Origin of the sequence: Ancylomarina sp. 16SWW S1-10-2, from assembly GCF_009669305.1 — a bacterium.
In the GTDB taxonomy this organism is placed as follows: Bacteria; Bacteroidota; Bacteroidia; order Bacteroidales; family Marinifilaceae; genus Ancylomarina.
Window position 1 is genome coordinate 21,645 of sequence record NZ_SADB01000032.1, and the last position, 11,764, is coordinate 33,408.

General features: G+C 32.9%; 8 protein-coding genes. All 8 read right to left on the reverse strand.

Annotated features, from left to right (window positions below):
* Positions 1–443: 443 nt before the first annotated feature.
* Positions 444–1,649, reverse strand: a complete 1,206-nt coding sequence (locus EMN46_RS17535; protein ID WP_154202175.1) for a thioredoxin domain-containing protein — start codon at positions 1,647–1,649, stop codon at positions 444–446.
* A 198-nt stretch (positions 1,650–1,847) separates the two neighbouring features.
* The gene (locus EMN46_RS17540) at positions 1,848–2,999 is read right to left on the reverse strand and encodes a peroxiredoxin (protein ID WP_154202177.1); all 1,152 of its coding nucleotides are present in this window, start codon (positions 2,997–2,999) and stop codon (positions 1,848–1,850) included.
* 8 nt (positions 3,000–3,007) lie between these two features.
* A complete protein-coding gene (locus tag EMN46_RS17545) occupies positions 3,008–4,186 on the reverse strand; it encodes a thioredoxin fold domain-containing protein (protein WP_154202179.1) in 1,179 nt (392 codons plus the stop codon).
* Positions 4,187–4,291: 105 nt separating this feature from the next.
* Positions 4,292–5,740, reverse strand: a complete 1,449-nt coding sequence (locus tag EMN46_RS17550) for a RagB/SusD family nutrient uptake outer membrane protein (protein ID WP_154202181.1) — start codon at positions 5,738–5,740, stop codon at positions 4,292–4,294.
* An 11-nt stretch (positions 5,741–5,751) separates the two neighbouring features.
* Positions 5,752–9,303 (reverse strand): SusC/RagA family TonB-linked outer membrane protein, encoded by a 3,552-nt coding sequence (locus EMN46_RS17555; protein ID WP_195715306.1) that lies wholly within the window; start codon positions 9,301–9,303, stop codon positions 5,752–5,754.
* A gap of 181 nt (positions 9,304–9,484) precedes the next feature.
* Positions 9,485–10,678 carry a FecR family protein gene (locus tag EMN46_RS17560; RefSeq protein ID WP_154202185.1) on the reverse strand — a complete coding sequence of 398 codons (1,194 nt, stop codon included), beginning with the start codon at positions 10,676–10,678 and terminating at the stop codon, positions 9,485–9,487.
* Between the two features lie 223 nt (positions 10,679–10,901).
* Entirely contained in the window at positions 10,902–11,468 is a 567-nt protein-coding gene (locus EMN46_RS17565) for an RNA polymerase sigma-70 factor (RefSeq protein ID WP_154202187.1), read from the reverse strand.
* A 93-nt stretch (positions 11,469–11,561) separates the two neighbouring features.
* The coding region (locus EMN46_RS20065) for a transposase (protein ID WP_368667572.1) at positions 11,562–11,764 on the reverse strand (203 nt) is incomplete at its 5' end.

Genomic DNA, 11,764 nt, shown 5'->3' on the forward strand with positions numbered 1-11,764 from the left:
AAAAGTCCCGATGTAGGTTTAGCCTTCTATCGGGACTTTTTTATTGCTAATGTCTTCTCCTGAAATACAAAATAATCCCGATTATAAATTTCTAGCAGATTATTGACAAAACGATAATAAAAAAGCCCTCCAAACTAAATTGGAGAGCTTCGCATAACTCATATTAGATTACTAATTTAAAGCATTCTCTATAATTTTCTCAAGACCCAGATTAGATGGAACTGGAGCAAATAAATCTATAATTTGTCCTTTTGCATCAATTACCATAAATCGAGGCACAGCTTAAAGAATATACTTTTCAAATTCTGTTCTGTTACAAACAAATTGCTCAGATACCTTTTCATGTTTTGCCAAATACTTTTCCCAATCTTTTAAATAGGTACAAACTTTACAGCGTCACTTTTAAAGCTTGCTGCAATTAGATAATCCATATCAGTAATGATTTACATTTTTTCAATTTCTCCCTTAACAAAGTTGTACTGCCCTTCCATTCTAGCTGAAAAAGGTGAATTTTTCTCTTTATAAACTTCCAATGACTTCAGCGCTTTCTCTTTCTCTCCTGTTTGTTTGTAAAGCATAGCCATACACATATCTGTACCTTCAGCATTTGCATCCAAATCAACAGCTTTATTCACCCACGCAAAAGCTTTACCGTATGCTCCTTTATATTCTGAAAAAACTGGATCACCAGCAATGCTAGAGGCAAATCTTATCAATGTTTTGCTGTACATTTCTTTATCTGTAGCTTCTGCTTTTTTCATTTGCAATTCGACAGCTTCGAACCATTTATCAAACTGCTTATTCGTTTTATAAAAATCTAAATATAAGCCAGCAAAATACCCCTCATTTCTTGGATCAGGATATGACTTATTATAATTAGCCACAAAAGTTTCAAATTTCTCAAAATCACTTCCAACTGCTAACTTAGGCAAGTAGCCAACAGTTGTATATTGAATCAACTGATTGACTTGTTCTTCACCTGCTTTAGCACAATACTTCTCTTTGTTCTTAAGGATATACTGGAATCTTTCCGATTCATAAGAAGTTCCAAGGGCACTAAAAACCTTAAAATTATCAGCATCCATCAAATCTTCGTTAGATAATGTTTTCAAATATTCATTACCTACCTTATTTAATTCTTCGCGCACATAGTTCTTTTGTAGTAAAGAAATATACTTAGTAACAAGCTTTTTGCTACGATCGCCTTCCTGGTATTTTTTTTGAGAGTACTCCAACGTTTCAGTAGGATCTCCAGCAGTTTTACCATCTGCTATTAAACCAGCTGCATCGGTACCACCAATTCGCTTTGAAATAACTTTACCATCAGCAGCCAAATACAATAGGGTAGGAAATCCAATTATTTCATATTTTTTTAATAAAGCTGGACCTTCACCCTTTTCCATGTCCATTTTAATGCAAACGAAATTGGAATTAAAATAATCACCAACTTCTTTTTGTGGAAATACATTCTTAGCTAATGCCTTACAAGGGCCACACCAAGTTGTGTAACAATCCATAAAGACCATTTTATTCTCTTTTTTAGCTTTTGCCAATGCCTCATCGAAAGAAACATGTTGAAAATCTATTCCCTGTGAGAAAACATTAGCACACAAGAACAACGCAAACAATACTCCTAATACTTTTTTCATCTGATTTATTTTTTTCGGGCTTCCCCTTTATTGTTTCTATATATTTAAGACACGCTAAAAGCTTGAAGGGTCTATTATTATTCTTTTTTTTAGGTTAATTAAGGTTAATAGATAATCCATTATATTTAGAAAAACAAAAAGAGCAGATTCCATAAGAACCTGCTCGATACTATTGACGAATAATATTATTAGAATAAACTAGTTTAAAAGTTCTTCCAACTTATCATCCAATTGTTTTCCACGTAAGTTAGTAGCTACAATCATTCCTCCCTTATTAACTAGAAAGTTAGCAGGTACACCTTGTACACCATACATCTTTACAACTGGACTTTTATAAGCTCTTAAATCACCAACATTAATCCATGGAATTTCTTCCTTATCAGATGCTTTCTTCCATGACTTTTGTACATGGTCTAAAGTGAAAGATACAATCTCGAAATCTTTATCCTTAAAGTGAGCATATGCCTGTTTCATATGAGGAATTTCAGCACGACAAGGTGAACACCATGAAGCCCAAAACTCAACTAAAACATACTTATTTTCTTTTAAAACACTAGAAAGATTAAATGATTTGCCTTCAAAATTCTTAGCGGAAAATTCCTTCACTATACTTCCTACACCTACAGATTTACGATTCTTCGCCCCATCTGCAGCCTTTTTCACATCGTATTTGAGCATTTTAATTTCAGGCACTTCACCAATTTCTTGCTCTAGTTTAGCTAACTCTTCTTTTATGTTTTTTAAACCTCGTAGTTTTGATAAAACAAGTAATCGCACATATGGATCTTCATTATTTTGAAGCATATCCATATAGACGTCTCTTACAACTTTGTCATGAACTGCATAAAGCTTCATGAATTTATCCTGAGCTGCTTGATCTTGCTCTTCTTTTTTCAGAGTATAGAATATATTTGCATACGCATCCATCTGTTTCTTCGCAGATTTCACTTCAGCTTGCTCTGCAACATCCTTGAAAATAATGCTATTGTAATTGCCACCAAGAATTGTTGCCTTTTTAGCACCAGCTTTCAACTCCATTGTTAACTCACCATACTCAGCAATATAATCCTGTTTCCAACCACAAAACTCATCATCTGTAGAATAAATACCTAGAAATGCCGTTTGTGGATGTTCAATAAACCCAGACATAGAGAACTTACCATTTTCGATAATTGAAATACCTATCTCTTTAAGTCCTGTATCCGAAGTATCTCTTACCAACACTCGAAATTCATTTCCATTATATTTATCCCAACCCGTTCCATTAATTTGAAACGTATTATCTTGTTGCGTAGTACAACTCGATATTAGAGTCACTAGAGCTATCAATATCAGATTTATTTTTTTCATCTTATCAATTATTTCAGTTTCCCAAGAATAAATTCAACAAACCCTCTATCTCGTTTTATCTTTGATGAAGAGCTATTCAAATAGGTTGCTAAATACTCATCTCCTATTTTTTTTGCTTCAATTGGTTTCTCTGCAACTACATATGCTACAAACTTAATCAAGCCAAAATCAGCTTCATTACTACTAATCTCCTTAAAATCATTAGCCCATTTAATCGCAATATTAAAGTTAGCGTTCTTAGGAAAACTACCTCTATCTACTCCATATAAATCAAATACGAGGTCTTCATATAAAGTCGGATTTTTTAACGCATATAAGTTAATAAACTCTTTAGCTGAATTTAGGAAAGAAGTAAAGTCCTTTTTATCTAAAAAATCTCGGTATTCAATTTGTTTAACAAGGAAATCTATCTCTTTTAATCCTAGACTCCTATATTTATTGACTACCTCATCAAAAGCATCAGTACTATATTTCTCTTTCAATTCACTTTTTATGTTGTAATCAATTGTATTTTCAACCAAATCAGATGAACAAATTTTCTTATAATGATCTCTGTGTTTTACTAAAAAATCGAACACTTTCCCATCTTTTTTCCAATTAATGACAGTTAGAATAGTAAGAAATGATTCATCAAGTTTTTCTTCCTGAGAAAGTCCCTCGAAGTAATCTTCAAATTCACCTTTTGAGTTTCTATTAAAAGCAAAGTACTTTATTCCAACATTAAAAGATCTATCTCCATTGTTCCATTTTTCAATACATGTGCCAACTCGCTTATTTTCATCAAAAACCAATTTGGCTTCTTTGATCAAAGCATCCGCTTCTTTATATCCTAGTGATAAATGAAGTAATTTTTCCTCCTTGTCAATCCACATCAATGTTGGATACACTGTTATATTAAATTTTTTAGCGATTTCTTCATGGTTAGTTCCTTTCTTATCTACCTGAAGTTTGAAACACACAAACGATTTATTAAAAAAATCGCCAACACTTTTCTGAGGAAAAATATTTTTTTTCAACAACTTACATGGACCACACCAAGAAGTATAAAAGTCTATAAATAAAGGTTTATTCTCTTCTTTAGCCTTTATAAGAGCATCCTCATATTTCCCATCAAAAAATTCTATTCCCTGCGATATGCCCTGTAAACTCAACATTACTAATGCGAGTGATAATACTAAATTCTTCATTCTTATATTTTTTATAGGTAGCTACTAGTCATGCTTGTCCTAATTAATTATCAGAATATAAGCATAGCTAGCAGCCACTTAATTATTAACCGAGCTTAAATATCTCTAATATGAATTCTGTTCAACCTTCCCATCAGTTAAATTGATAACTTCATTGGGCAAAGGTCTAGCATACTTTCTGCTATTTGGCTCAAGTATGTATGTTTGCGGAGAAGCAAAGTCAACATTACCATCCGTAAGAGTATAAAAATCTCGTGACAAAATAATTGGATCAAGTAAGCCTTCATTATTTAATCTTTTGATATCTGACCAACGAGATGATGTAAATGGAAGTTCTCTTCTTCTTTCATCAACAACCAACTGTACTGCTTCTTTAACAGATGCAGGCAATGCCATAGGTACATAATCTGCCGAAGCAAAACGATTAACACGAACAGACTCAATATTTTGCATACAAGTTGCAAAGTCACCATCACGTCCTGCACATTCCGCAACAATTAGATACATTTCTGCGACATCAGGACCAGAGAACGTAACACCACTAAACTTATTATATATTTTATTATTCTCAGTTACTCCAAAAAAAACAGCTGCCATCCATCCAGAGTAGAAAAGATTACGCAGGTCTGAAGGTTCGTATAATGCTAATAAATCTGCACTTGGAAACATATTCTGATCTTGGGTTACATACATTTTATATTGACTATCCCAAGTTGTATAAAAATCGTGTGAATAGACTGATAAATTATTAGTTGAAGGAAGATCAAACCCATACCTATCGAAAATAGTCACTTCAGTTTCCATATTGACCATTTTATCCCATAATGAAAGGGCTTGCTGAGCATATTTTTTAGCATTCACAAAATCGTGAATATACATATAGTATCTTGCTGCTAATGCTGCTGCCGAACCTTTACTTTCTCTCCAACTATCTGTTCTCACTTTATCAATCTTTAAACCTTCAGTAATATGATATTCAATATCTTCTAAAGTTTCCTGTAGATTTGAACGTGCAGGAAGATCATCAAACTCCAAACTGTTTTTTAAAGAAAGGCCCAATTCGTCACCATTGGCAGATGATGGATACAAGCAATGTTTCATCATCAGCGTTAGCATTTTATAAGCTTTAATCAAATGTGCTTCAGCAATAAGATTTGCTTTCTCATTATCGCTACCTTCCAAACCACCAACATTGTTGATAATGTAGTTAGCCAACCATATATTCTTGTATGATGCTGTCCAAGATTTATCACTAACTGCAGTAATCTCATTTTGCCATGAATAAGATTGTATGTAATCAAAAGGTATCCAAGGTGCAAAAACGGCATACATTTCATCATAGATGTACATATCATCAGTCAAGTTACCAAAAGTAACATCTAAAATTACATGTGTATTATTTATTAAATCCAGAGCATTATCTAAAAGTAGATTAATATCATCTGTTGATTCAATTTCCTGCTGATTGGTCTTGCTAGGTTTTTCATCCAAATACTCCTCACAAGAGCTGAACAAAACCAATGATATTATTAGTATTGCTAATATATTCTTCATTTCGTTTCGATTTAAAAGTTAACATTTACACCAAAAGTGAACGTTCTTTCAGGTTTAAAGAAGTTTAATCCCTTTTGGTATTCTGGATCAATATTCTTGTCATTAGCAGTCCATAATAAACCCACATTACTAATGTGAGTATAGAATTTAACTCTATTCACACCTAATTTCGATACCAAGGACTTAGGCAAGTGATATGAAAGCATAACTTCTTTTAAGCGGATGTAATCGGCTTTCTCAACTCTTGAATCCAAAAATAATACAGAACTATAGTATGATTCAATACCAGATATTCTCTCAGTAGGAATAGGTAACATTCCAATCTCATCTGCTCTTCCATCTATTAAATACTCCATGTCTTCATGGTAATTCATAGCATCTACTCTGTTTTGGAAATCATGACTATTGTTGTACATATAATGTCCAAACTTACCTGTTACTGTAGCCAATAAGCTAAAGCCTTTAAACTTAAACTCATTGGTGAAAGAAGTTACATAAGGAGCAACAGTACTACCTCTGTGATGTACTAAATCTGGCCCATAAATACCAGTTGCCGAAATATTTACATTAGCAGGATACTCCACACCATTTTTACCCATGATCATTGGAATACCAAACTCGTTTGTGTCTCCTGTTAGGTTATATGACCAAACAGGATTTAAACCATACCCCTGAACATAAGGAGTGTCATACCTTAATTTGTAAAGTTCTAAATCTGTAACATTAACTTTGCTCACCATATTCTTATTATAAGCAAAATTAAAGATTGGTCTCCATACTAAATCCTTTGTTATTTTTAAGTTCGCATTCAGATTTAACTCAATACCCTTATTAGACATTTCTGCAATATTGAAAGCTTGAGAATCTGTTCCTGAAATTGATGGTAGTGATACCTCAGCCACTAAACTTTCACTTTTCTTGTTGTAATATTCAATAGTACCAAACAATTTATTACCCAAAACCGCAAAATCAAGAGCTAAATTTAATTGCTTCACTTTTTCCCATCCAAGGGTAGGATTTCCTAAATCATTAAGATTAGCATGATCAACACCATTACCATATGATCCAAATCCAGATGAACCATCAACGTAAGAAATCAATGGAACCTGAGCTGTATTCATAGGAATATTACCATTTGCACCATAAGTTGCACGTAATATAGCGCGGTTCAACCAATCATATTGCATAGCAAAGTCTTCTTTGCCTAATTGCCAACTTGCACCTACCGACCAAAATGGTTCGTATCTATACTTTGGATCTTTAACTGTAATATTTGATGCATCGGTACGAACACTAGCACTAAGAGAGTACCTATCTTTGTATGTATAAGCCATATTTGAATACAATGAGAAAAATTTATTGGTTTTGTAATCAATCACTCCACCTCTTGGTATATTCCCAGGATTTGAGTAAAACATTCTACTCACATCAGTATAAGCGGATGGCATACCAGTCGTATACTTATCATGATTATAACCATATAACCAATTATCATTTGATTCTACTACATTCCAATTCAATTCTGTACCTGCAATAAAATTTATTGCATGATCTCCGTATACCTTATCAAATGAAAACTGATTTCTAATTACATAAGCTCTAGTTTGAATATTTTTTAAATAAGCCATTTCTCCTTTAGGAAGCTGATATTCTCCAATGGTTTGAGGAGTTCCAGCAACAAAAGCGTCATAATCAGCAACACTATATTCATTTACCATACCACGTACATAATAGGCATCTTCTTTGTATCTATTTTTCACATCAATATTACCTCGCGAATACTGCATTCCAACACTGTATTTGATTCCATCAGCAATCTTGAAATTCAATCCTGCCTTTAAACGTGCATTAAATGTTTTTGTTCTGAAATCCTGCGAACGCATTTCTCTTAAAGGGTTATAAGTCATATCTTCATAAGCCCAACCATCACTAATGGCCTGCATCTGATCTATAATCTCCTTATTCTTAACCGCAAATGGCTGATATAGATTCGTATTGATATGATTATAATTTCCATTCTCATCAACCAAAAGTTCATAAGGAGCCATTCTTTTAATATGGTTTAGACCAATACCTCCCGATTTCTCATTCTTTAACTGTGTCATAACAGAAAAATCAAAATCTAACCATTTTGCAACTTTCATCGAATTACGAAAATTTACCAAAAGGTTATCATCGCTATCTTCTTTCATAACCTGTTTGTTATCATTGTACATGACAGAAAATGCATATTGGTTTCTTTCGCCCTGACCACGTATGGTAAGATTGTAGTTTTGAGACACAGGTTTTCTTAACATTAAACTCTTAACCTGCCCTTTATAAGATAGACCTGCCAATTTTTGCAACTCAGGAGTCATCGTGAAAGTTGGTAAACCTACACCTCCATCTGCTACATACTCTTTCAATTGTTTCTGGAACAGTTCGCTCCCCTTTGTCATGTTACTTTGTATATTCCCAATATCATAAGATGGCGTCATATACCCCAATTGCCACGATAACATTTCGTATTGTAGCTGGGTAGCTGAGTTTGCAATAGGATTGGCATAATCCAAGTCTACATCATCACTCATTTTTGTATAAGCTTCGAAATTCACCTGAATTCCTTTATCCTTATTTCCTTTTTTAGTTGTAATTACAATTACACCATTAGCGGCTTGTGCACCCCAAATAGAAGCAGCTGCAGCATCTTTCAAAACTGTAATTTTATCAATATCATTTCTGTTAATTGTTTCAAAACCACCATCAACAGCAAAACCATCAACAACAACCAGAGGTTCTATATTACCTGTCAAAGAAGACTCTCCACGAATCGTAATTTTAATATCACCATCCTCATCAACGGTTGTTTGTAAACCAGCGACCAATGACTCTAAATTATCACCTATTGATTCGTTTGGACTATTACTTATATTATCACTGTTTAGCGTAACAAAAGAACCTGTTGCTCTTTCCTTCGAAATAGTTTGGTAACCAGTAACTACAACCTCGGCCATTTGCTCTGCATCGGCTAATAAAGTTACATTCTGAAGAACTTGTCCTGTGTAAGCAATTTCTTGAGGTATCATACCTACAAAAGAATAAACTAGAATAGCATTCTTTTGATCAAAAGAAATCATATAGTTTCCATCAATATCAGTTGCTGCTCCTATAGTTGTTCCTTTTACAACGACAGATACTCCGGGTAAAGTATTACCATCTTCGTCTAGAACTGTGCCTTTAAGTTTTTTCTTTTCTTGTGGGGTTTCAATAACAGGTTCTGCCAGTTTTTCTTGATGAAAAATAACAATAACCTCATCTTGTACCTTATAAGAAAGTTCAGTTCCCATAAGAACTTTATCAAGTATTTCTTGAACACTTGAATTCTCTACATCTAAACTCACTCTTACATCTGGGTTAATTTCACTCTTTTTATAAAGAATACCGTATCCCGTTTCTCCCATTAAGTGTTCAAAAACCTCAACTAAAGTCGACCTATCATATTGTGCTTGCGACACTTTCTGAGAAAAGCCATTCGCAAAAGCACTTAAATTAAATACAAAAAACAAAATGATAAAATTTCTCATAAGCCAGTAGCTTTTCAGCCATCTCCCCTTTGGAAGTGAAAAATGACTATTCCAGTTTTTTTTCATAAATTTGTGATTATTAAGGTTAAAAGTAGAATACTGTGAGTATTCATTAATTCCCCGAGAAATGTTAGCGCATTTCTCGGTTTTTCTTAGGTTATATTTTCGTGGTTTTTATATTCTATTTTTGGTTAACAACTAATACATTTCCTGTAATATCAAACTCTACATCAGAACCCAACTCCAATAGGTTCAAGATTGTTCTAAACTCTTCAAATCGTTTCATTTCTCCGGTAAAGCGTATATTTTCGATTGTAGGGTTTTGAAAAAACACCTTAACATCGTACCAGCGAGATAATTTTCTAAGAATACTTCCCAAAGTTTCATCATTAAATTGAAACAAGCCATCTTTCCAACCTATGTATAAGTCAGTATCTACAATTTTTATTTGACCTCCAGAGCTACCTTTAACATAGGCCATTTGCATATTTGGCTCAAGCATTGCTTTCTCTACAAGTCCAGTTTCATTATTTAACTCAAGCCCAACACTTCCTTCAACTAGAGTCGTATAAACAATGTCTTCATCATCATAAGCCATCACATTAAACTCGGTACCATAAACTTTTACATCCATACTTTCAGTTTTCACAATAAAAGCATGTTTTTTATCCTCTGCCACATCAAAATAGGCTTCACCTTTTAAATAAACAATCCTTTCTTTTCCAATAAACTTATCAGTGTACTTCAATTCAGAATCAGAATTCAGATGAACAATTGTACCATCTGAAAGCTTTAACATATAATATCCATTTTTAGGAACGACTAAACGATGCCACTTTATATCAGCATCAGCTAATTGAGAATCTGTATACGAAAGTATATTATTGATATTACTCAATTGGCTACCATCATTAATCATTATCAAGCTATCTTTTTGATTTTCCAAATTGATAACTTCTCCATTGGCAAGAACCAGAGATGCTTTTTGTGTCCCAGGAACAATATTGTCAACTAAAATCTCATCGTTTGTTTCTGTATTATCAATCGCATTAAAAACGAGATAACCTCCAATTGCTAATGGTAAAAGAAGAACTGCTGCATAACGCATAAATTCTTTAAATAACTTTATGGTTTTAGTCTCGGTCTTAAGTTCAGTTTCTAAATTACACCAAGCTTTATCAGAATCAATCGCATTATATGCTTCAATTTTTGATTCAACATTTAATTCTTGACTTAAACGTGTATAGATATCAAGGTTCTCAGCAGACTCACCCTTCCATTTTTGAAGAGAACGTGCTTCAGTCTCTGATAACAAGTCTGATTTCTCTTTATAAATGAGTTGAGAAATATCTATATAATTTTTTGTTGTTTTCATCAGTCTAAATTGGCTTTGTTACTTATAATACACCTGAGCTAAATAAAAGGACAGTGAGAAACCATATTTTTTATAAAAAAAATAATTTTCACTCTAAACATTCAGCTTTCACTGAAAGTTATATCTTTTAAGATGATAATGCAATAGAAGGATTTATCCACGAAACAGGATAAAACAAGTCTTATCAAGAGAGATTAGACGACAAAGGTTTAGAATCTGAAATTTATAAATCGAAGAAAAAAGGAAGCAATGGTAATAGAAAAAGATGATCCTTCAATTTTGCTCTAAGAATGGTAATCGCCTTATTCTTGTGATATTTTACGGTACTAGTAGATAAATTTAACTCTTCAGCTATCTGAGCATTTTTCACACCATTCATACTTAAAGTACAAACTTTACGAGTTTGATCAGGCAAACTATGTATAGCTTGTATTAACAAACGGTAAGTTTCCTCTTCTATTAAATGATTTTTAAAAAAAGATTCTTCGGATTTGCTTTGAATCATTTCTTTCTGATGAACATCTACAACCTTTAGATGTCTAAAATGATTAAGAGCCCTATTTTTTACACTTGTAAATAAAAACGCTTTAATTGTTATCGAATTCTCTATGGTTTTTCTTTTCTCCCACAACTTCACAAAAATCTCTTGCACCAAATCTTCAGCCAAATCAGCATCATTGACATATTTAGTGGCAAAAATGATTAACGGTTTATGAAAGGTATCAAAAATCAGCTTAAACGCTTTTCGATCTCCTTTACGAAATGATTTAAAGTCTTTTGGGCTTAACATAGGGGGATTTAGGGAATAATTTTAACCGATAAAGTTATTTTTTTCAGACATAAATTCAAATTAATTAGAGGTTCTTATTTTAAATTCCTGAATTCAAGTTGCAAATGCAACTTTTTGATTATTTACAACATAATTATATTTTTCATTCGGAGTCAAGTAATTTAGACGCTTTCTAGGCCTATTATTTAGTTTATCTTGAACCCATTGTACTTTTTCATTTGTTATTCCATCAAAAGAAGATCCTTTAATGAAATATTGTCTAATTAAACCATTCGTATTTTCATTAGCACCTCTTT

What these genes read in the sequence shown, in the direction of transcription:
- EMN46_RS17555 (WP_195715306.1), bottom strand. Translation starts at nt 9,303, where the DNA reads ATGAGAAATTTTATCATTTTGTTTTTTGTATTTAATTTAAGTGCTTTT.
- EMN46_RS17560 (WP_154202185.1), bottom strand. Translation starts at nt 10,678, where the DNA reads ATGAAAACAACAAAAAATTATATAGATATTTCTCAACTCATTTATAAA.
- EMN46_RS17535 (WP_154202175.1), bottom strand. Translation starts at nt 1,649, where the DNA reads ATGAAAAAAGTATTAGGAGTATTGTTTGCGTTGTTCTTGTGTGCTAAT.
- EMN46_RS17540 (WP_154202177.1), bottom strand. Translation starts at nt 2,999, where the DNA reads ATGAAAAAAATAAATCTGATATTGATAGCTCTAGTGACTCTAATATCG.
- EMN46_RS17545 (WP_154202179.1), bottom strand. Translation starts at nt 4,186, where the DNA reads ATGAAGAATTTAGTATTATCACTCGCATTAGTAATGTTGAGTTTACAG.
- EMN46_RS17550 (WP_154202181.1), bottom strand. Translation starts at nt 5,740, where the DNA reads ATGAAGAATATATTAGCAATACTAATAATATCATTGGTTTTGTTCAGC.
- EMN46_RS17565 (WP_154202187.1), bottom strand. Translation starts at nt 11,468, where the DNA reads ATGTTAAGCCCAAAAGACTTTAAATCATTTCGTAAAGGAGATCGAAAA.